This is a genomic window from Nocardia sp. 149-1B (genome assembly GCF_057747975.1).
The window spans coordinates 1,549,254-1,569,217 of the sequence record NZ_CM173233.1 but is presented as its reverse complement, the minus strand read 5'-3'; the positions used below and the strand labels follow the sequence as shown (position 1 = coordinate 1,569,217).

Sequence of the window (19,964 nt, the reverse complement as noted above, 5' to 3'; positions counted from 1 at the left end):
GGAGCAGGCTACTTGTTGCGTGCCACGGTCCTCGCCCGGGTTTCCGGTGTCACCAGGCCCTTGCACCGATGAGGTCTCGACACACCCGTCGCGACCTCCTTCGTCGGTCGCGGGGCTACTCGACCTGGCTGCTGGGTCCCGGCCTTCGCAAGCTCAGGCCGGGGGAGCTCAGAACATCACGGTGGCGAAGCGCGCTGTCTCGCGGAAGCCGACCTTCTCGTAGACGGCGCGGGCGGAGGTGTTCCAGTCGTTGACGTAGAGCGAGACCGTGGGCGCGATCTCGCGCCGCACCAGGTCGACGACCGCGGCCATGCCGGCGGTCGCGATGCCCTCGCCGCGGCGCTCGGCCGGGACGAAGACGCCCTGGATCTGCGCGGCGTACGGCGTCACGCAGGCGACCTCGGCCTTGAACACCAGCCGCCCCTGGTCGAACCGGGCGAAGGACCAACCGCGACTGACCAGCTGGATGACCCGCGCCCGGTAGAGCTCGGCTCCGCCGCCGTACTCGGGCGAGACCCCGACCTCCTCGGTGTACATCGCCACGCACGCGGGGTAGAGCTCGTCGAGGTCGGCGCGGACGGTCCGGCGCACGGACGGGTCCGGGGCGACCGCCGGCGAGCTCGCGATCTCCAGGTGCGGCTGCTCCCAACGGGTCTCGCGCGGGCGACCCCAGCTCGCGGCGACGCCGTTCCAGAACCCGCGGACGGCGTCTTGTGGCCCGACGATCGTGGACACGGTGCGGCTGCGGGCCAGGGCGCGCTCGGCGAAGGCCGCCGCGTCGTCGACGGTTGCCTCGACCGGGACGAGGTTGGCGCCCACGTGGCACGCGGCGACGAGGTCGCCGTCCTCGAAGCGGCCCCACATCTCGCCGCCGAGCCACCGCGGCTCGAGGTTGGTGGTCGTCGCGCGGTAGTCCACGAACGCGTTGATCACCGGCCGTCGGCGCGCCAGCGCCAAGAAGGCGTCGAGGTCCGCCGGTCCGAGCGGGCGGACGCCGTGGCGGGTCGAGAGCACGGGCGAAGCCTACGTCTTCGCCGCCGCCACGAGCGGTCAGATCCCGTCGATCACGGCGCGGCGTCGATCGTCGCGCTCGGCCTGGGTGATCAGCCCCTCCGCGAGCAGCCGGTCGAGCTCCCGGAGGCGTTCGGCCGTCGAGGTCGACGGCGGGGTGATCGGTGCCGACGGGGCCGGTGCCTGCGGCTGCCGCAGGTTGGCGGCGAGGTACGTCGCCTCGAAGCCGTCGTCGCTCATCATCGTCATCATCGCGGCGTCGCCCGGATCCATGCCCGACCGGGTGGCCATGCGCCTGGCCGCCGACACCCGCCAGACCGTGCCGGCGACGCCGAGGACGAGCACGAGCAGGAAGAGCGCGACGAACGCTCCGGGGATGCCGTCGCCAGCGCCCGAGCCGAAGCCCGGCCCCAGGTCCGAGACATGGCGACACCCTAGGACGATCGAGCGATCGACGTGCCTAGGCTGGCGACATGCGCCGACTCGCCGCGACCGTGCTGCTGCTGCCGCTGCTCGCCACCAGTGCCCCCGCCGTGGCCGGCGGGACGCCCGATCCGGACGCCCAGTGCCGCCAGGAGTGGGGCGACCTGGTGCAGCTGCACAGCGAGAACGGCAACCCCGGCGGCCCCGTCCCGGCGCTCAACGGCCGGTGGGCGGCGACGTACCACCGCGCTCACGGGAAGCTCGACACCGCGACGGCTGCTGACTGCGGCCCGGTGATCGAGGACTTCGCCGCGGGATGGGGCGCGCTCGAGCACTTCCAGTACTCCCTCCACGCCTTCGACCCGCGGTCGGACCTGCGCCGAGCCGAGCAGGACCGGAGGCACTACCTCGGCCTGGGCAACAGGCTCTCCCCCGCGCTCCAGCACGCGTTCCGGGTGGTCCGAGCCGAGACGCCGGCCGCGATCGAGGACCTCGCCCCCGCCCTGGCGGACAGCACCGATGTCGATGTCCGCGACCGGCAGGAGGTGCGCGACTTCGTGCGGCAGGCCCGTGAGGTCAAGCGCGCCAGCGAGCACGTCCAGCGGATGCGGCACCCCTACCGGTTGATCGGCGACGCCGAGCTCGACGAGGAGTGAGGCGCTACCGCTCCCAGCCGGAGTTGTAGACGTCGAGCCCGAAGGTGTCCACGCCCGGGTCGCGGGCGTAGCCGAGCTTCGCGAGCCCGAAGATCTCCTCGATCGAGCCGAGCAACGAGTAGTGGTTGTACGGCGTGGTGCTCCAGGTGCCGGGCCCGACGTACCGCGAGATGAGTAGCGCTCCGATCTTCCCGCCGCCAGGCCCGACGATGCCGGGGAGCGGGCTGTTCGCCGACGTCGTGGGGCCGCAGCACGCGGTGGCGTCCGACGTCGGACCGTCGGACTCGTCGGCGGTGATGACGAGCAGGCCGTCCTTGCGGAACGCCGGCGACCGCAGGATCCGCGGCACCCACTTCTTCATCCACGCGTCCACGCTGCGCAGCCCACCGGGGCGGCCGTCGGCGCACGGGGCGTCGTGGCCGTCGTTGCACAGGTCGGGCGTGATGTAGGCGAGGTTCGGGGTGGTGCGGGTGTGTTCGAGGTCGCGGGTGAGCCGGGGCAGCCCGACCACGTGCGACTTGCAGTACGCCGCGTGGTCGGTGATCGAGCGGAAGTACACGAACGGGTTGTGCCGGGCCGCGTAGTTGTGGTCCGCGGTCGCGTGCTGGGTCGGGTCGGGCCGGTCGCGCGTCGGGTGCTGGCAGGGCTGCTCCATGTCGTCCATGTAGCCCTTCCAGCTCAGCCCCTTGTCGGTGAGCTGGCGCGGCAGCGTCGGCACGTCAGCCGGGAAGACGCACCCGGACCCGACGGCCTGGCCGGGATCGACCGTGGTCACCCGGAGGAACGTCGAGTAGGTCTGGCAGTCGGCCTGCATGTCCGGGTTGGGTCCCTGGCCGGAGATCTGCGCGACGTAGTTGGGCTGGGAGTTGTGCGCGGCGCCGTAGTAGCTGTTGAGCAGCACCCCCTTGCCGCGCAGCGTCGTGGCGAGGTACGGCGCCTCCGAGCCGGTGCCCCAGGTCTCGTCGTAGCCCTTGTTCTCGATGTTGATCACGAACACGTGGCGGATTGGCGGCACGTACGCCGGGCGGGCCCGGACCTCGGCGCCCTCCGGGAGGGTGGCGGCAGCCGACGGGAGTGCGAGCCCGAGCAGGACGAGAGCGACCAGGGCCAGGAGGTGCTTGCGGGTCATCGGGGCATCCTCCACCCCAGGTCGCGGGCCAGGTGCTTCAGGGCCGCCCAGTCCGCGGACTTCGACTCGCTGGGTGCGCAGCCCGCCGGCGTGACGTCGGGGACGTCGTACGTCGGCGCGGTCAGGTCCGGACCGCCGGCGAAGTCGAGCACCTCGGCCATGTTGCGCGCGGCGCGGTCGCGTGGGGTCAGCGGCTGGAGACCCCAGCGCCACTCGATCATCTTGAGCACCGAGGTGTGGTCGTAGACGTTGTGGGAGACGTGCCCGCGCCGGGCCAGCGGCGAGATCATCAGCGCCGGCACCCGGAAGCCACGCAACGCCGTGGCCTTGGCGACGTCCGGGGCGCGGCGCGGCCGGACGTGGTCGTAGAACCCGCCCCACTCGTCGTAGTTGATGACCAGCACGGTCTTCTCCCAGCCCGGACCGTTGCGCACCGCGTCGTAGACCTGGTTGAGGAACGACTGCCCGGCACGGATGTCGGCGAGCGGGTGGTCGTCGTTGGAGGTGCCGCCCTCCTCGTCGAGGAACCGGGGGTCGACGAAGGACACGGCCGGGAGCGTCCCGAGCGAGGCGTCGAGCAGGAACTTCGCGAAGTGCTGGGAGATGCCGAGGTGCTTCTCGTACCAGAGCGCCGTGAACGGGATGTCGCTGTAGTAGTAGGTGCCGCTGACCCCCTTGGCGGCCAGGCGGTCCCAGATCGTCGTCAGCGTGCACTTGTCGGTGTTGTTGTGCAGGCGGTCGGTCTGCGCGGCGTGCTGGTAGAAGCGGTTCGGGTACGTCTCGGCCATCACCGCCGAGAAGTAGCGGTCGAACACCGTCCAGTCCCGGGCCGCCCGGCCGTAGAACGACAGGTCCTCGTCGGTGTAGTAGCCGATCGCGAGCAGGTCGTTGTTGCCGGACTTCAAGAAGCCGTCGAGACGCCCGCCGTTGAGCTGGATCCGCCCTCCCTCCCAGGAGTGGTCGGGATCCTCGAAGCCGCAGCCGTCGTACGCCGTGAGCCGGTGCGTCGCGTGCCGCACGCCCTTGCGGTCCACGTAGCTGAGCCCGGCCTGCTTGCCGTCGGCGCCGGGCAGCCAGCCGAGGTAGTGGTCGAAGGAGCGGTTCTCCATCATCACGACCACGATGTGCTCGATGCCGGACTCGGCCGGGACCGGCAGCGGCGTCGCCGCCGAGGCGGGCAGGAGGCGCGAGACACCGGTGGCCGCGGCGAGGCCGGAGAGGGACGCAGCACCGAGCAGCTGCCTGCGGGAGACGGTCACAGCCGAAGTGTGCGGTGCGACCGGCCCCCGCGTCATCACCCCGGCAGCGGTGTTCGCCTGACGTTCAGGAGACGCTGACCTGCGCGGAGGCGCCGTCGACGGACTCCATGCCCTCCGCGATGCGCATGGCCTCCTCTATCAGGGTCTCGACGATCTGCGACTCGGGCACGGTCTTGATGACCTCGCCCTTGACGAAGATCTGGCCCTTGCCGTTGCCGGAGGCGACCCCGAGGTCGGCCTCGCGGGCCTCGCCGGGGCCGTTGACGACGCAACCCATGACCGCGACCCGCAGCGGCACCTCCATGCCCTCCAGGCCGGCGGTCACCTGCTCGGCCAGCGTGTAGACGTCGACCTGGGCGCGGCCGCAGGAGGGGCAGGAGACGATCTCGAGCTTGCGGGGCCGCAGGTTGAGCGACTGCAGGATCGAGATGCCGACCTTGACCTCCTCGACCGGAGGCGCGGACAGCGAGACGCGGATGGTGTCGCCGATGCCCTGCGAGAGCAGCGCACCGAACGCGGTCGCGGACTTGATCGTGCCCTGGAACGCCGGGCCCGCCTCGGTGACCCCGAGGTGCAGCGGCCAGTCACCGCGCTCGGCGAGCATCTCGTAGGCGCGCACCATCACGACCGGGTCGTTGTGCTTGACCGAGATCTTGAAGTCGTGGAAGTCGTGCTCCTCGAAGAGGCTGGCCTCCCACACGGCGGACTCGACGAGCGCCTCCGGCGTGGCCTTGCCGTACTTCTCCAGCAGCCGCGGGTCGAGCGAGCCGGCGTTGACGCCGATGCGGATCGAGGTGCCGTGGTCCTTGGCGGCGCGGGCGATCTCCTTGACCTGGTCGTCGAACTTGCGGATGTTGCCGGGGTTGACGCGTACGGCGGCGCAGCCGGCGTCGATCGCGGCGAACACGTACTTGGGCTGGAAGTGGATGTCGGCGATGACCGGGATCTGCGACTTCTGCGCGATCGCCGGCAACGCCTCGGCGTCGTCCTGGCTGGGGCACGCCACCCGGACGATGTCGCAGCCGGTCGCGGTCAGCTCCGCGATCTGCTGCAGCGTGGCGTTGACGTCCGAGGTGAGCGTCGTGGTCATCGACTGCACCGAGACCGGGTGGTCGCTGCCGACGCCGACCTTGCCGACCTGGATCTGGCGGGTCTTGCGGCGCGGGGACAGCACCGGCGGGGGCGCTTCGGGCATGCCGAGGCTGATGGCAGTCATGGTGTCGATCCTAGGACTCGAGGTGCACGGGGACGACGAGGTCCCCGACGATCAGCACGACGCCCATCACCAGCAGGAAGCTGGCGACGCCGTACGCGATCGGCAGCAGCTTGGCGACGTCGACGTAGCCGGGGTCGGGGCGACCGCGGAGCCGGGCGAACCCGCGACGGACGGCCTCCCACAGGGCACCGGCGATGTGGCCGCCGTCGAGCGGCAGCAGCGGGACGAAGTTGAACATGCCGATGAAGAAGTTGAAGCTGGCGATCAGCCCGAGGAGGAAGACGGCCTTCTCCGTGACCGGGAAGCCCTGGTGGGACACGGTCTCCCCCGCGATCCGGCCGCCACCGACGATCGAGACGGGGCTGTCCTGGGAGCGGTCCTCGACGCCGACGATCGCCTTCGCCACACCCCAGACCTTCACCGGGAGCGTGCCGAGGGCCTTGACCGTCGTGACGGTCATCGTGCCCATCTGGTCGAGGGTGTAGATCGGGCCGCCCTTGGTGACGACCTCGTGGGTCGTGGGCGTGACACCCAGGAACCCGACCTGGCGCAGCGTCTGGTCGGTCTCGGACGTGGGCCGCGCCTCGACGGTGGTGCTGGTGGAGCCGGTCAGCTGCTTGCCGTCGCGCTCGTAGCCGATCACGGCCTGGCCGTCGTCGTTGCCGCGGATCAGCGTGCGCAGCTGGTCCCAGCCGGTGATGGGGGTGCCGTTGAACGAGGTGACGACATCACCGGGGCGCAGGCCGGCCTCGGCGGCCGGGCTCAGCGGGTCCGACGCGGTGCAGTCGCGCCCCTCCTCGGCGTACGGCAGCACGCACTGGGACACCCCGTCGATGACCGGGGCTCCGGCGTCGGGCTCGTTGGTGCGCACGCCGTAGAGGGCGAAGATGCCCCAGAAGATCGAGAACGCGATCAGCAGGTTGACCGTGGGGCCGCCGGCCATCACGACGACCTTCTTCCACCAGGTCATCTTGTAGAAGAGCCGGTCGCTGTCCTCGGGCTTGATCGTCTCCCACTCCGCTGCGCGAGCATCGGAGATGAGCTGGGTGAACATGCCGGTGTTGGACTTGCGGACCTTGACGACCTGGTTGCCCTCGGCGTCGACGGTGACCTCGTCGGCCAGCTGCGTCGCGCCCGGGGGCAGCATGCCGACGATCTTGACGTAGCCGCCGAGCGGGATCCCCTTGACGCCGTACTCGGTCTCGCCGACCCGCTTGCTCCACACCGTGGGGCCGAAGCCGATGAAGTACTGGGTGACCTTCCCGCCGAAGGCCTTCGCGGGGATCATGTGGCCGAGCTCGTGCAGCCCGATCGAGGTCAGGATGGCGATCACGAAGATCACCACGCCCAACACGTAGAACAGGCCGGTCATCGGGTCCCTTCGATCAGCTGGCGGGCGCAGGTTCGGGCCCAGTCGTCGGCGGCGAGGATGTCCTCGATCGTCACCTCCGAGGGTACGTCGTGACGGCTGAGAACGCCCTGAACAGTCGGCACGATGCTCGTGAACGCGAGCCCGCCGGCCCGGAAGGCCTCGACCGCGACCTCGTTGGCGGCGTTGTATACCGCCGGCGCGGTGCCCCCGCGCTCCCCCGCGGCGCGGGCCAGCGCCACTGCGGGGAACGCCTCGTCGTCGAGGGGGAAGAACTGCCACGTCTCCGGGCGGGTCCAGTCGACAGGCGGCGCGGCGTCGGGCACCCGGTCGGGCCAGGAGAGGCCGAGCGCGATCGGGATCAGCATGGTCGGCGGGCTCGCCTGCACCAGCGTCGAGCCGTCGACGAACTCCACCATCGAGTGCACGACGCTCGTGGGGTGCACCACGACCTCGATCCGGTCGAACGGGATGCCGAAGAGCAGGTGGGCCTCGATGACCTCGAGGCCCTTGTTGACCAGGGTCGCGGAGTTGATCGTGACGACCGGGCCCATGTCCCAGGTGGGGTGCGCGAGCGCCTGCTCGACCGTCACATCAGCCAGCTCCTCGCGGCTGCGGCCGCGGAATGGTCCGCCGCTCGCGGTGAGCACCAGCCGGCGTACCTCCTCGGCGGTCCCGCCCCGCAGGCACTGGGCGATCGCGCTGTGCTCGGAGTCGACCGGGACGATCTGGCCGGGCAACGCGTGCTCGAGCACGAGCGGGCCGCCCATGATCAGCGACTCCTTGTTGGCCAGCGCGAGGGTGTTGCCGGCGTCGAGCGCCGCGAGCGTCGGGCGCAGGCCGACCGCGCCCGTGATGCCGTTGAGCACCACGTCGCACGACCGCGAGGCGGCCTCGACACTCGCGTCCTCACCCAGACCGGAGTACGTCGGGGCGAACTCGGCCACCTGCCGCGCGAACAGCTCGGGGTGGGAGCCGCCCGCGGTCAGCGCCACGACCCGGAACCGGTCCGGGTTGGCGCGGACGATCTCCAGGGCCTGGGTGCCGATGGAGCCGGTGCTGCCGAGGATGGCGACGTCTCTCACCCGGTCAGTCTCCCGCAGCGCCGGGCCGGTGACGGAATCCGGAGGACACGCCTCCGAGCCGACCCACGAAATCGATGCCCAGACCCCCTCCCGGGAACGGATCCCGTCGGACTAGCCTCTTCCTCATGACCGAATCTGCTGTCGGCGGCCCCTCGCTCCCCCAGGAGCGCCGGCTCGTCACCGAGATCCCCGGCCCGCGCTCGCTCGAGCGGCTGGAGCGCAAGCGCGCGCACGTCGCCGACGGCGTCGGGACGATGCTGCCGGTGTTCGTGACGGCGGCCGGCGGCGGCGTGCTCGTGGACGTCGACGGCAACTCGTTGATCGACCTCGGGTCCGGCATCGCGGTGACGACCGTCGGCAACGCGGCACCGGCCGTGGCCCGCAACGTGCACGCCCAGGTCGACGCGTTCACGCACACCTGCTTCATGATCACGCCGTACGACGGCTACGTGGACGTGTGTGCCGAGCTGGCCGAGCTCACGCCGGGGACGCACGCCAAGAAGAGCGCGCTGTTCAACTCCGGGGCCGAGGCGGTCGAGAACGCGGTCAAGATCGCCCGCGTGGCGACCGGCAAGGACGCGGTCGTCGTGTTCGACCACGCCTACCACGGGCGCACGAACCTCACGATGGCGATGACGGCCAAGAACATGCCGTACAAGCACGGGTTCGGCCCGTTCGCCGGCGAGGTCTACCGCGCGCCGATGTCCTACCCGCTGCGCGACGGGCTGAGTGGCGAGCAGGCCGCGGCCCGGGCCATCGACGTCATCGACAAGCAGGTCGGCGCGGCGAACCTGGCGTGCATCGTGATCGAGCCGATCCAGGGCGAGGGCGGCTTCGTGGTGCCCGCACCGGGCTTCCTCCCGGCGCTCGCGGCCTGGGCGCAGGCCAACGACGTGGTGTTCGTCGCCGATGAGATCCAGTCGGGCTTCTGCCGCACCGGCGACTGGTTCGCCTGCGACGACGAGGGCGTCGTGCCCGACCTCGTGACCACCGCCAAGGGCATCGCGGGCGGCCTCCCGCTCGCCGCGGTCACCGGCCGCGCCGAGCTGATGGACGCCGTGCACGCGGGTGGCCTCGGCGGCACGTACGGCGGCAACCCGATCGCCTGCGCGGCCGCGCTCGGGTCGATCGAGGAGATGCGCGAGGGCAAGCTCGACGCCCGCGCCCGCGAGATCGGTGCCCGGATGCGCTCCCGGCTCGAGGCGCTGGCCGCCGAGCACGAGGTGATCGCCGAGGTCCGTGGCCGCGGCGCGATGATGGCGATCGAGCTGTGCCACCCCGGCACCACCGACCCCGACCCGGCGCGCACCGCCGCGGTGTCGGCGTACTGCCACCAGCACGGCGTCGTCACGCTGACCTGCGGCACCTGGGGCAACGTGTTCCGCTTCCTGCCGCCCCTCTCGATCGGCGACGCGCTGCTCGACGAGGGCTTCGACGTGGTCGCGGAGGCGTTCGCCGCGACGAGTTGACTGCGTTGAGGAGACGTCGAAGCGGGAAGCTGAAGTCCCCTAACCTCGAGACTTCATCTCGAGGCTAGGTCGCGACGAAATGGTTGGCCCATTTGTAACTATGGCCTGCGTCGACGTACACGGGACAGATCACCGGGCTACTTGCGTTGTCGCGCGTATTGCTTGGGGAGTATCCGCTGTTCCAGGTGGCCAGCGTTGGGCGGCCCGACTCATGGTTCACCAGATTGATGTTGCGCTGGTGCTCAATCTGCTGCGCCTGGTAGCCGGCAAGGAGGACTGACTCGTACTCGGCGTACGTCCAATCACAGCCATTCGGGTGCGTTCCGTTCGCAACGAACCCCTCCAGCGACCAGAATGTGTGGCCAGGCGACGAGGCGACATAACCCTGCACCGCCGCGTTGAGGCTGGCGAGTTGCGAGACAGAGAATCCGTAGCCGTCTTCTTCATCGAGCATGATGCCGGCAAACCACTTGCCCTCGTCAGTATCAGAGGTGTGGCTCTCGATGTGAGTAAGCATCGCGCTGATCTCGCTCTCGTACGTGGCGATTGAGGCGCAGTAGCTCTGAGGTGTGATCTCGAGCCAGACCGGCTCGCCGTTGTTGACGTAGTACTCGACGTCATCTCGGGCCGATGTCCTTCGAGAATCGCAGCCGTCCATTCCAAGCGCCTCGACGGTGACGCCCCCGTGGGCGAGGGTCCGCGCTCCTGGCGCGACGGCCGTGTAGTCGTGACCCGGCGGTGGCGACTGGGCGTGAGCGCAGCCGGGCACGAGAATGGCCGAGGCGAGTAGAACTGCACCGGCGAGGCAGCGTCTCATCACCCGTGCTCGCCCTCAGGGGTGAACTTGCCGGTCGAAGGGTTGTAGGCGAGTTCGCCGGCCCCTCCAACGAAGATGAGCGTGCCGTCCTTGTTGATGCCAGCGAACCTGCTGTAGGTGCCCTTCGTGTCCGATGGCTGATAGAAAGTCCAGTCGTCGATCGCCTGAGGGAGGTCAGAGGCGCAGTCACCGGCACAGCGATGGATTCCGATGTGGCCGACGCCGTCCGAGCCTTGGTCGGTGGTCATGAGCCAGACACCGCCGACGCTCGTACAGTCGTCGATCTCACCGTATTTCGAGGAGACTGCGGCTTCGAGGGAGGAATCCGACGCCGCCCAAGCTCCGCATGGCTTGGTGGGATCGGGATCGCCGGAGGGGTCATCCGTGGCCGACGCACTCACAGATGCTGGCGGAATCGCAGTGCCGGATGGGCTGGCGGTGTCCGAGGAACTGGGAGAGGTAGATGCCGACGTATCAGCACTCGTATCAATCGCAGTGTTGCTTCCACACGCGCTGGCGGCCGCGACGACCACCGCCGCTGCAAAGAGAGTTCGCGAAGACCGAAGGACCATAGCTAGCCGCCTGTCACGACGTCCGCCCCCGGCCGAGGTGCGCGGGCGGTCGAAACGACAATGTTCGTTGCTGGATGGTTCGTCAATGATCGAACGACGCCATCGCCGACTCGACGCATCTCGACCGCCGAGGCGCTGCTCGACGAGGGCTTCGACGGGTGGCGGAGGCGTTCGCCGCGACCGCCTGACCGGTCGGCTCCGGCCAGCCAACGGGTCAGTCGGCGGCGGCGGCGCGCAGTTGCGCGAACGAGTCGGCGAGGATCGCACCGAAGTCCTGGTGCAGGGCGTCGGCGATCCAGGTCTCGAAGGCCACGCGGAACACCGCCACGCCGGTCTGGGCGACCAGCTCGGCGACCCGCGGCTCGACGCCGCGCGCACGCAGGGCGCCGGCGAGCGCGGAGCCCCAGGCCGCCAGCTTGCCCAGCTCGCGCTCGCGCAGCTCGGGATGCGACTCGATGACCGCCTGACGTCGCGGGGCGATTTCGGCACGCTCGCGCAGGACCCCGGCGATCTGGTCGAGCGCCGCCTCGACGAGGGCGTACGCCGAGGTGCCTTCGGGCGCCTCCTCGATCGCGTGGACGAGCAGCTCCTCGAGGGCCGTTCCGCCGGCGAACAGCACCTCGCGCTTGTCGGCGAAGTGGCGGTAGAAGGTGCGCTCGGTGAGCCCGGCCCGCTGCGCGATCTCGGCGACCGTCGTCTGGTCGTAGCCGCGCTCGGCGTACAGCTCGAGGGCCGCCTCCTCGAGGCGGCCGCGCGCGTTCGGCTCCCAACGTCCCACGGGGCGATCCTAGTTGATGACAGTCGCTGACATGCCCGTGCTACGTTGATGACAGTCTCTGACATCAATCCAGGAGGTCCTTCCATGCGTGTCTTCGTCACCGGCGCGTCCGGCTTCATCGGCTCCGCGCTCGTCGCCGAGCTCTACTCCGCCGGCCACCAGGTCGTCGGCCTGGCCCGCTCCGATGAGGCGGCGGCGACCGTCGCCGGCCTCGGTGCCGAGGTGCTCTGCGGCACCGTCGACGACCTCGACGTCCTGCGCCGGGGCGCCGAGGAATCCGACGGCGTCGCCCACCTCGCGTTCCGCCACGACATCGCGTTCACCGGCGACTTCCCCGGCGCCGCGGCAAGTGACCGCGCGGCGATCGAGACCATGGGCGGCGCGCTCGCCGGCTCGGGACGCCCGCTCGCGATCGCGTCGGGCACCGGGCTGCTCGCACCGGGCCGGGTCGCAACCGAGGAGGACGTCCCCACGGGCGAGGGCCACACGGGCGCCCGCGGTGCCAACGGCACGTTCACGCTGTCCCTCGCCGAGCAGGGGGTCCGCTCCTCGGTGGTCCGCCTGACCCCGACGGTCCACGGTCCCGGGGACCACGGCTTCATCCCCATGGTCGTCGACATCGCCCGAACCAAGGGCATGGCGGCGTACGTCGGCGACGGCTCCCAGCGCTGGCCGGCCGTCAGCCGGCTCGACGCGGCGCGGGTCTTCCGCCTCGCGCTCGAGCAGGCCCCCGCCGGAAGCGTGCTCCACGCCGTCGCCGAGGAGGGGGTCACGCAGCGCGCCATCGCCGAGCTCATCGGCGAGCGCCTCGGCCTCCCCGCCACCTCGATCCCCCTCGAGCAGGCCGACGAGCACTTCGGGTTCCTGGGCATGTTCCTGGCCCAGGACATGCCCGCGTCGAGCGCTCGCACGCAGGAGCTGCTCGGCTGGACGCCCAGTGGGCCCGGCCTGCTCGAGGAGATGAGCGCGTCGTACCTGGATTAACGGACGGCATGTGACCATTGACACACGTCAACTGGAACCTGTTCCATGCCGGCATGACCTTCGACGCGATCATCCGGAACGGGCGCTGGTTCGACGGGACCGGCGCCCGCTCCGCCATCCGTGACCTCGGCATCCGCGAGGGCCGCGTGGTCGCGGTCAGCGAGGAGCCGCTCGACGCCACCGGCTGCCCCGAGGTCGTCGACGCGACCGGGAAGTGGGTGGTCCCGGGCCTCGTCGACATCCACACCCACTACGACGTCGAGGTGCTGGACGGCCCCGGGCTCCCGGAGTCGGTGCGTCACGGGGTGACGACCATCCTGCTGGGCTCGTGCTCGCTCTCGACCATCCACGTCGGCGGTGTCGACGCCGGGGACCTGTTCGGCCGGGTCGAGGCGATCCCGCGCCAGCACGTGATCCGCGCCGTCGAGGAGCACAAGACCTGGTCGTCGGCGCAGGAGTACGTCGCCGCGCTCGAGTCGCTGCCGCTGGGGCCTAACCTGGCCGCGTTCATCGGCCACTCCGACATGCGCACCGCCACGATGGGGCTGGACCGAGCGACCCGCAAGGAGGTCCGCCCGAGCCGGCGCGAGCAGGCCCGGATGGAGCGGATGCTCGACGAGGCGCTCGACGCGGGGTTCGTCGGGATGTCGGCCCAGCAGCTGCTCTTCGACAAGCTCGACGGCGATCTCTGTCGCTCCCGCACCCTGCCCTCGACGTACGCGAAGGGGCGCGAGATGCGTGCCCTGCGCTCGATCCTGCGCCGTCGGCGCCGCGCGTTGCAGGCCGGCCCGGACGCGAGCCACCCGCACACGATCCTGGTGCAGGCGCTGCACTCCCTCGGCCTGTTCGGCAAGGCGCCGCTGCGCACCAGCCTGCTCTCGGCCGCGGACCTCAAGGCGCTGCCGTTCATCATCCACCTGATGCGCCCACTGGCCTGGGTGGTCAACAAGCTCGGGGCCGACTTCCGCTGGCAGCACCTGCCCGTCCCGTTCGAGGTCTACGCCGACGGCATCGACCTGGTGATCTTCGAGGAGTTCGGCTCGGGCGCCGCGGCACTGCACCTGCAGGAGAAGATCGCCCGCGACGAGCTGATGCGCGACCCGGCGTACCGCGAGCAGTTCCGCAAGGACTACGCGCGCAAGTACGACCCTCGCGTGTGGCAGCGGGACTTCTTCGACGCCGAGATCGTGGCCTGCCCCGACCCGAGCGTCGTCGGCAAGTCGTTCGGGCAGGTCGGCGTCGAGCGGGGCGGGAAGCACCCGGTCGATGCGTTCCTCGACCTGGTGCTCGAGCACGGCACCGACATCCGGTGGCGCACGACGATCTCCAACCACCGGCCCGAGGTGCTGCGCAAGCTCGCGGCCGACCCGGGCATCCAGATGGGGTTCTCCGACGCCGGCGCCCACCTGCGCAACATGGCGTTCTACAACTTCGGCCTGCGCCTGCTCAAGCACGTGCGCGACGCCGAGCGCGCGGGTCATGCGTTCATGACCGTCGAGCACGTCGTGCACCGGCTGACCGGCGAGCTCGCCGACTGGTACCGCATCGACGCCGGCCACCTGCGCGTCGGCGACCGGGCCGATGTCGTCGTGATCGATCCCGAGCGGCTCGATGCTTCGCTGGAGGAGTACTGCGAGTCCCCGGTCGAGCAGTACGGCGGACTCTCGCGGATGGTCAACCGCAACGACGCCGCCGTACCCGCGGTGTTCATCGCCGGCCGACGGGTCGTCACCGACGGCGAGCCCACTCCCCTGCTCGGACGTGAGCGGACGGGCAGCTTCCTGCGTGCGGAGCAGGCGGCTACCGTCCCGGCGGTCACCGCGGCCCCGGTCGCTTCGGAGGCCGAGGCCGCGTCGTGACCCGGACCCTCGAGGAGGCCGTGCGCGGCCTGTGGCGCACGCTGTCCGACCGCGACTACGACGGCATCGCCGACTGGGTGACCGACGACTGCATCTACCTCGACGTGCCCGTCGGCCCGACGCTCGCCGCCCGTGGCCCAGCGGACATCGCCAAGCGGTTGCGCGTCGGCTGGGGTGAGCTCGCGGCGTACGAGAACCACGACGGCCTCCTCGTCGCCGACGGCGAGCACGTGATGTACGAGCACTCCGAGACCTGGACGTTCTCGTCCGGCGAGGTGGTAGTGCTCCCGTTCGCCACCGTGCACCGGGTGCGCGAGGGCAAGGTCTGTCTCTGGAAGGACTACTGGGACTACGGCGCGATCATGAACGCCGCACCCGCGTCGTGGGTCGAGTCGCTCGCCACCGCCGACACCAGTTGGGTGTACGACGCGAGTGGGGACCTGTAGCCGGACGCAGGCACCGGCCGGTGAGGTAACTACGATCTCCGGGTGAGCGCGAACCTCGTCACCAAGAACCTTGCCGGTGGCCACGCTCACCGCATCCTCTTCGAGTCCCTTGACCTGACCGTCGCGCCCCGGGACGTGGTGGGCGTGGTCGGAGCCAATGGGGCTGGCAAGACGACCTTGCTGCGCATCCTCGCCGGAGACCTGGAGCCGCTCGACGGGGTCGTCTCCACTGCTCCCGTCGACGCGTTCGTCGGCTGGCTTCCTCAGGAACACGAGCGTGTCGCCGGCGAGACCGTCGGTCAGTACGTCGCCCGGCGTACGGGAGTTGCGGCCGCGACCGACGCGATGGAGCGGACCGCTTCCGCGCTCGGCGCCGGCGACACCTCCCGAGGAGCTGAGGACGCTTACGCGCACGCTCTCGACCACTGGCTGGCCAGTGGCGCGCCGGACCTCGACGAACGGCTCGCGCCGATGCTCGCCGACCTCGGTCTCGAGGTCGGCGCCGACGCCCTGATGACGTCGCTGTCCGGCGGGCAGGCCGCCCGAGCGGCCCTCGCCGCGTTGATGCTGAGCCGCTTCGACGTCGTGCTGCTCGACGAGCCGACCAACGACCTCGACCACGCCGGCCTGGAACGGCTGGAGACGTTCGTCCGTGGGCTCCGCGCCGGAGTCGTGCTGGTCTCCCACGACCGCGAGTTCCTCTCCCGGGTGGTGACCCGGATCGTCGAGCTCGACCTCGCCCAGCAACAGGTGGCGGTCTACGACGGCGGATACGACGCGTTCCTCGAGGAGCGCGCCGTTGCCCGCAGGCACGCGCGCGAGGCTTACGAGGAGTTCGCCGACAAGAAGGCCGACCTGGTCAAGCGAGCTCGCACTCAGCGCGAGTGGAGCTCCCAGGGCGTCCGCAACGCCATCAAGAAGGCCCCCGACAACGACAAGATCCGCCGCAAGGCGAGCGTGGAGTCCTCCGAGAAGCAGGCCCAGAAGGTCCGACAGATGGAGTCCCGGATCGCACGCCTCGAGGAGGTCGAGGAACCTCGTAAGGAGTGGTCGCTGCGCTTCACGATCGGCAGCGCTCCGCGCTCCAGCTCCGTCGTGGCGACGCTCGACGAAGCCGCCGTGAGCCGAGGCAGCTTCACCTTCGGCCCGGCCTCGGTCCAGGTCAGCGCGGGCGATCGGATCGGCGTCACCGGCCCCAACGGCGCCGGCAAGACGACGCTGCTGCGTCTCCTTCTCGGCCGGCTCGCTCCTGCGACCGGCAGAGCAAGCATGGGCGCCTCGGTCGCGGTCGGTGAGATCGACCAGTCCCGCACCGGGCTGGTCGAGGACCTGCCGCTGGGGGATGCGTTCGAGATGGCCGTGCCACAGATGGCTCCGGCCGACGTACGGACGCTGCTGGCGAAGTTCGGCGTCAAGGCTGACCAGGTCACCAGCCTGGTCAGCCGGCTCTCGCCCGGCGAGCGCACGCGCGCCGCGATGGCCCTGCTGCAGGCCCGCGGGGTCAACCTCCTCGTCCTCGACGAGCCCACCAACCACCTGGACCTGCCGGCGATCGAGCAGCTCGAGGAAGCCCTCGAGTCCTACGACGGGGCTCTGCTGCTGGTCTCGCACGACCGCCGACTCTTGGACAACGTCCGGCTGGACCAGCGCTGGCAGGTCCACGACGGCCGGGTCACCGTCACCCACACGGACTGACCTCGGGTCGGCAGCGGTCAGGCCACGTCGGGGTAGTCGTGGTCGATGTCGATGCCGGTGGGTGGGTGCCAGAGCTCGAGGATCATCGGCTGTGCCGGGTTCTCAAGGTGTTGGGCGGCCTGGGGGGTGCGGGTGGTCCGGCGGGTGCCGGTGTGGTCGACGAGGTAGTGGGTGCCGTGGGGGTCGCGCCAGACGAAGATCCCGGGGAAGGGCTGTTGGACCTGCCATCGTCCGTGGGTCTTGATCCGGTGATGTCGTTTGGTCATGGGGCCGTAGTTGCCGATGCCGCTGATGCCGCCTTGGGCGTGCGGGGTGGTGTGGTCGATCTCCATGGACCGGTTGGTGCAGGAGGCGAACGGGAAGACATCGGCGGGCGTGATCAGGTGCACGGCGCTGCGATGTCGGTCGGGGATCTCCCAGGCATCCACCGGTGCCTGACCGGCCAGGTCGAGCACCGGTCGGATCGTGAACCGAGCCCGTGGGCCCAGCACGTCACGGACCCAGTCCTCGGTGACCGGGCCGTGGCCCTCCACGCGCACGATCTCCTCGGCGTCGGGGCCGGCGTAGGTGTGGACATAGAGCTGCACCCGCGGCAGCAGGTCGGCGAGGTCGGTGTCGTCCGCGGCGCCGGTGGCCATCAGCAGGAACGCGTGCACACGGCGCTGGTCCTCGCTCGGCTGCTCGCTCCCCGGGACCTCGGTGACCCGCGCGGCACGCGCCGTCACGGCCGCGTCGATCGCCTCGATCGTGGCCAGGTCGGCGCGGACCAGGAACGACGCCATCCCGTTGGCCTGGGTGCGCAGCTTCTTCGCGAACGTGGCCCGCGCGGCTCGCTCCTCGGCCTCGCGTGCCAACGCAGGGGCGGCTTGGGCGACCTTGGCCTCGACCAGCGCCTCGAACCGGCTCCAGGGGATCCGCCCGTCGGCCGACTCCGCGACGCCCGCGTCGACGTAGGCGGCCTCGTCGGGCTGCAGGTCGCGGGTCTTCGAGGTCACGTGCAGGGCGTAGGAGGCGCGGACCTCGCCGGCCTGCACCCGGCCCCACAGCTGCGGGTGGCGGTGGTAGAGGTCTTGGGCGTCGCCGATCAGGCGGGCCGCGGCGTACGGCGATCGCCCGATCCGCGCGCCGAGCTCTGCGGCCGCGAACTCCGTCACCTCCGCGACACCCGGCCCACCCAGCAACCGCGCCCGCTCGCGCCCCGGCAACCCGGCCTCGGCCGGGTCGAGCCGGTCAGCTGCGTGCAGCACCGACCACTGGTAGGCCGCGCGCAGCAGGTCGACCTCGGCCCGCCACGCGGTGTCGGCGCAGGCGCCGGCGAAGTCAAGGACCTCGTCCTGCGACATCTCCACCAACGCCTTGGGCTGCTGCATGAGATGACTCAAACAGGGCCCACCGACACTCGAAGGGCTCAGAACCCTGTATCCACAGGGTTCTGGAGAATCCGGAAAGTAAAATCTCTGATGCCGTGTGGGGATTGAGACGGGCAGGAGGTATCCCGGGTCTGCAACGACGACCACAGCACAGCAAGCCACCACGCACCTGATGCCCGAGCACGGACGGTGACCGCGCTCGGGTGACCACAGCGAACAACGACCACGCTCCCCGTCTTTCAGCAACGACGACCCGGGCGTACCCACAGGCCGACATACGTCTCGATGGGCCTGCGCAGCCTGCGACGCAGCGCGCTGCGCAGGCTGTGGGGGTCTCGACAAGCTCGACCAACGGCACGCCCTCGACGACCGCGATCGGGCCCCAGCAACCGGTCGCATGGAGGGTTCGGCGTCGCTACGTTGTCCCCGTGACCACGACCCATCGCGAGTCCCTGCCCACCTCCTCGGGCACCTCCCGCGCCGGTCTCGGCCAGGTCGTCGCCGTACACGCCGCCCTCCTCCTCGGCGGCGCGGTCGCACTCTCACTCGATCGGCCGGCCCAGGGCTGGGGCGTCTTCGCGTGCGTCGTGGCGTACGTCGCAGCGCTGCTGTGGGTCTGCCGCTCGACGGGCCAGACCGACCTCCTCACCCTGGCCGGCTTCGTCGCGTTGGTCTCTGTCTTCCAGGTGCTGCCGGACTGGGTCCTGGCCGACCTCGTGGGGACGCTGCGGTTCCCCGACCGAGGCGGCCCGCGCGTGGACGACGTGATCCCGCTCGCCATGGCCGCGATGTGGGTCGCCCCGTTGTTCGTCTCGGTCGCTCTGAGTGGTGGCCGGCCCGGCCGCGCGGCCCTGCTCGCGGCCCTGGTCTTCCTCGGCGCCGAGCTCCTCGCTCCCACGCTGGGTCTCTGGGAGCCCACCGGCGACACGCACCGCCTGCTGGGCGTGGCGGTCTACGTCGTCCCCGCCGAGGCCGCCCTCGGCTGGGCCACGGCCACGGCGTTCACCCGCGTCCGGCACAGCTCGCTGCCAGCCCGCGTCGGTGCGGCGCTCGCGGTGTCGACGTTCTACCTCGGCGCGCTCGTCCTCGCGTACTTCCTGATCGACGTCGCAGGCTGGCGGATCACGGCCTGAGCCGTCCCCCCTTCTACCAGCCAGCAGATCGCCATGATTCCTCAAGTTGCCGCGTGACGAACGCCCTACGGAGGGGCTTTGAGCGCTGCCATGATTCGTCCTCGCGAACAGGTCCACTGAGCGAGGATCGGCTCCATGACCCACCAGGACGGCTCCCACGATGGCGAGACCGCACCCATAGCGGCCAACTACCCAATGACAGCGTCTCCGAATGACGCTGTTGCACCGACTCCCCGAGCCGTGCCGCCAGCCGTGCCCATGGTCACAGCTCCTGCTGGGTGGTATCCGCTCCACGGCGAGCAGCGCTACTGGGACGGCCTCCAATGGACCGAGCACCGGGCGCCTGCCGCTGTCTCCGCCTACCGGCCGGAGTTCCAAGCACCCATGGTCATGACTGACGCTCGGACCAACGGCGCCGAAGTGGCAATCGCCTGGATTCTGACGGTGCTCTCGGTCGGATACATGCTGCCTTGGGCTATCGCGGCAACGCGAGGCAAGTCGAACAGCTGGGCGGTGGGACTGGTGAACTTCTTGCTTGGCTGGACATTCATCGGATGGATCGTCGCGCTCGTGATGGCTTGCACGGCGCACCAAGTCGTCTACCTCCAACAACGCACCTGAGTTCCTCATCGTCTCGTCGTTTCGCCGCCTGTCGACATCTGGATCTGGCCGGCTGGGACGCCGAGGCATCGG

Annotated in this window: 19 protein-coding genes; 8 read left to right on the top strand and 11 right to left on the bottom strand. The window is 70.4% G+C overall.

Going from position 1 to position 19,964, the window contains the following annotated elements:
- Positions 1 to 168: 168 nt before the first annotated feature.
- Positions 169 to 1,014 (bottom strand): GNAT family N-acetyltransferase, encoded by an 846-nt coding sequence (locus AC3ANS_RS07485; RefSeq protein WP_488295531.1) that lies wholly within the window; start codon positions 1,012 to 1,014, stop codon positions 169 to 171.
- 36 nt (positions 1,015 to 1,050) lie between these two features.
- A complete protein-coding gene (locus AC3ANS_RS07480; protein ID WP_488295530.1) occupies positions 1,051 to 1,356 on the bottom strand; it encodes a hypothetical protein in 306 nt (101 codons plus the stop codon).
- A gap of 128 nt (positions 1,357 to 1,484) precedes the next feature.
- On the opposite strand from AC3ANS_RS07480, the gene AC3ANS_RS07475 reads away from it, so the two are divergent.
- Entirely contained in the window at positions 1,485 to 2,090 is a 606-nt protein-coding gene (locus tag AC3ANS_RS07475; protein WP_488295529.1) for a hypothetical protein, read from the top strand.
- 4 nt (positions 2,091 to 2,094) lie between these two features.
- Here AC3ANS_RS07475 and AC3ANS_RS07470 read toward each other — a convergent pair whose 3' ends face one another.
- From AC3ANS_RS07470 to dxr, 5 genes are all read right to left on the bottom strand, one after another.
- Positions 2,095 to 3,219: an alkaline phosphatase family protein gene (locus tag AC3ANS_RS07470; protein WP_488295528.1), complete on the bottom strand. Its 1,125-nt coding sequence runs from the start codon at positions 3,217 to 3,219 to the stop codon at positions 2,095 to 2,097.
- On the bottom strand, positions 3,216 to 4,478 hold the full coding sequence (locus tag AC3ANS_RS07465) for an alkaline phosphatase family protein (protein ID WP_488295527.1): 1,263 nt from the start codon (positions 4,476 to 4,478) through the stop codon (positions 3,216 to 3,218). The genes AC3ANS_RS07470 and AC3ANS_RS07465 overlap by 4 nt, the downstream gene beginning before the upstream one ends.
- Positions 4,479 to 4,542: 64 nt before the next feature.
- Entirely contained in the window at positions 4,543 to 5,694 is a 1,152-nt protein-coding gene (gene ispG, locus AC3ANS_RS07460) for a flavodoxin-dependent (E)-4-hydroxy-3-methylbut-2-enyl-diphosphate synthase (protein ID WP_488295526.1), read from the bottom strand.
- 10 nt (positions 5,695 to 5,704) lie between these two features.
- Entirely contained in the window at positions 5,705 to 7,066 is a 1,362-nt protein-coding gene (locus AC3ANS_RS07455; protein ID WP_488295525.1) for a M50 family metallopeptidase, read from the bottom strand.
- Positions 7,063 to 8,166: a 1-deoxy-D-xylulose-5-phosphate reductoisomerase gene (dxr, locus tag AC3ANS_RS07450; RefSeq protein ID WP_488296450.1), complete on the bottom strand. Its 1,104-nt coding sequence runs from the start codon at positions 8,164 to 8,166 to the stop codon at positions 7,063 to 7,065. Before dxr ends, AC3ANS_RS07455 begins: the two co-directional genes overlap by 4 nt.
- Before the next feature lie 107 nt (positions 8,167 to 8,273).
- Here dxr and gabT point away from each other — a divergent pair, with 107 nt between their 5' ends.
- Positions 8,274 to 9,617 (top strand): 4-aminobutyrate--2-oxoglutarate transaminase, encoded by a 1,344-nt coding sequence (gabT, locus tag AC3ANS_RS07445; protein ID WP_488295524.1) that lies wholly within the window; start codon positions 8,274 to 8,276, stop codon positions 9,615 to 9,617.
- 64 nt (positions 9,618 to 9,681) lie between these two features.
- Here the strand turns inward: gabT and AC3ANS_RS07440 are convergent, their stop codons facing one another.
- The 3 genes from AC3ANS_RS07440 to AC3ANS_RS07430 form a co-directional block, all read right to left on the bottom strand.
- A complete protein-coding gene (locus tag AC3ANS_RS07440; RefSeq protein WP_488295523.1) occupies positions 9,682 to 10,275 on the bottom strand; it encodes a hypothetical protein in 594 nt (197 codons plus the stop codon).
- 158 nt (positions 10,276 to 10,433) lie between these two features.
- Complete coding sequence (locus tag AC3ANS_RS07435) at positions 10,434 to 10,835, bottom strand: hypothetical protein (protein WP_488295522.1); 402 nt, start codon at positions 10,833 to 10,835, stop codon at positions 10,434 to 10,436.
- A 385-nt stretch (positions 10,836 to 11,220) separates the two neighbouring features.
- Positions 11,221 to 11,784, bottom strand: a complete 564-nt coding sequence (locus AC3ANS_RS07430; protein WP_488295521.1) for a TetR/AcrR family transcriptional regulator — start codon at positions 11,782 to 11,784, stop codon at positions 11,221 to 11,223.
- 84 nt (positions 11,785 to 11,868) lie between these two features.
- Between AC3ANS_RS07430 and AC3ANS_RS07425 the strand changes: the two genes are divergently transcribed.
- From AC3ANS_RS07425 to AC3ANS_RS07410, 4 genes are read left to right on the top strand one after another with little or no spacing between them, the layout of a single operon-like run.
- Positions 11,869 to 12,768, top strand: coding sequence for an SDR family oxidoreductase (locus AC3ANS_RS07425; RefSeq protein ID WP_488295520.1), 900 nt, complete (start codon positions 11,869 to 11,871; stop codon positions 12,766 to 12,768).
- A 53-nt stretch (positions 12,769 to 12,821) separates the two neighbouring features.
- Positions 12,822 to 14,627 (top strand): N-acyl-D-amino-acid deacylase family protein, encoded by a 1,806-nt coding sequence (locus AC3ANS_RS07420; RefSeq protein ID WP_488295519.1) that lies wholly within the window; start codon positions 12,822 to 12,824, stop codon positions 14,625 to 14,627.
- Entirely contained in the window at positions 14,624 to 15,073 is a 450-nt protein-coding gene (locus AC3ANS_RS07415) for a nuclear transport factor 2 family protein (protein ID WP_488295518.1), read from the top strand. Before AC3ANS_RS07420 ends, AC3ANS_RS07415 begins: the two co-directional genes overlap by 4 nt.
- A 42-nt stretch (positions 15,074 to 15,115) precedes the next feature.
- Positions 15,116 to 16,768 carry an ABC-F family ATP-binding cassette domain-containing protein gene (locus AC3ANS_RS07410; RefSeq protein WP_488295517.1) on the top strand — a complete coding sequence of 551 codons (1,653 nt, stop codon included), beginning with the start codon at positions 15,116 to 15,118 and terminating at the stop codon, positions 16,766 to 16,768.
- A gap of 17 nt (positions 16,769 to 16,785) precedes the next feature.
- Here the strand turns inward: AC3ANS_RS07410 and AC3ANS_RS07405 are convergent, their stop codons facing one another.
- Entirely contained in the window at positions 16,786 to 18,138 is a 1,353-nt protein-coding gene (locus AC3ANS_RS07405) for a hypothetical protein (protein ID WP_488295516.1), read from the bottom strand.
- Between the two features lie 428 nt (positions 18,139 to 18,566).
- Between AC3ANS_RS07405 and AC3ANS_RS07400 the strand changes: the two genes are divergently transcribed.
- Positions 18,567 to 19,271, top strand: a complete 705-nt coding sequence (locus tag AC3ANS_RS07400) for a DUF6989 domain-containing protein (protein ID WP_488295515.1) — start codon at positions 18,567 to 18,569, stop codon at positions 19,269 to 19,271.
- Positions 19,272 to 19,406: 135 nt separating this feature from the next.
- Positions 19,407 to 19,892: a superinfection immunity protein gene (locus AC3ANS_RS07395; protein ID WP_488295514.1), complete on the top strand. Its 486-nt coding sequence runs from the start codon at positions 19,407 to 19,409 to the stop codon at positions 19,890 to 19,892.
- Positions 19,893 to 19,964 lie beyond the last annotated feature (72 nt).

What these genes read in the sequence shown, in the direction of transcription:
- AC3ANS_RS07455 (WP_488295525.1), bottom strand. Translation starts at nt 7,066, where the DNA reads ATGACCGGCCTGTTCTACGTGTTGGGCGTGGTGATCTTCGTGATCGCC.
- AC3ANS_RS07470 (WP_488295528.1), bottom strand. Translation starts at nt 3,219, where the DNA reads ATGACCCGCAAGCACCTCCTGGCCCTGGTCGCTCTCGTCCTGCTCGGG.
- AC3ANS_RS07475 (WP_488295529.1), top strand. Translation starts at nt 1,485, where the DNA reads ATGCGCCGACTCGCCGCGACCGTGCTGCTGCTGCCGCTGCTCGCCACC.
- AC3ANS_RS07420 (WP_488295519.1), top strand. Translation starts at nt 12,822, where the DNA reads ATGACCTTCGACGCGATCATCCGGAACGGGCGCTGGTTCGACGGGACC.
- AC3ANS_RS07440 (WP_488295523.1), bottom strand. Translation starts at nt 10,275, where the DNA reads ATGGACGGCTGCGATTCTCGAAGGACATCGGCCCGAGATGACGTCGAG.
- AC3ANS_RS07405 (WP_488295516.1), bottom strand. Translation starts at nt 18,138, where the DNA reads ATGCAGCAGCCCAAGGCGTTGGTGGAGATGTCGCAGGACGAGGTCCTT.
- gabT (WP_488295524.1), top strand. Translation starts at nt 8,274, where the DNA reads ATGACCGAATCTGCTGTCGGCGGCCCCTCGCTCCCCCAGGAGCGCCGG.
- AC3ANS_RS07425 (WP_488295520.1), top strand. Translation starts at nt 11,869, where the DNA reads ATGCGTGTCTTCGTCACCGGCGCGTCCGGCTTCATCGGCTCCGCGCTC.
- ispG (WP_488295526.1), bottom strand. Translation starts at nt 5,694, where the DNA reads ATGACTGCCATCAGCCTCGGCATGCCCGAAGCGCCCCCGCCGGTGCTG.
- AC3ANS_RS07395 (WP_488295514.1), top strand. Translation starts at nt 19,407, where the DNA reads ATGACCCACCAGGACGGCTCCCACGATGGCGAGACCGCACCCATAGCG.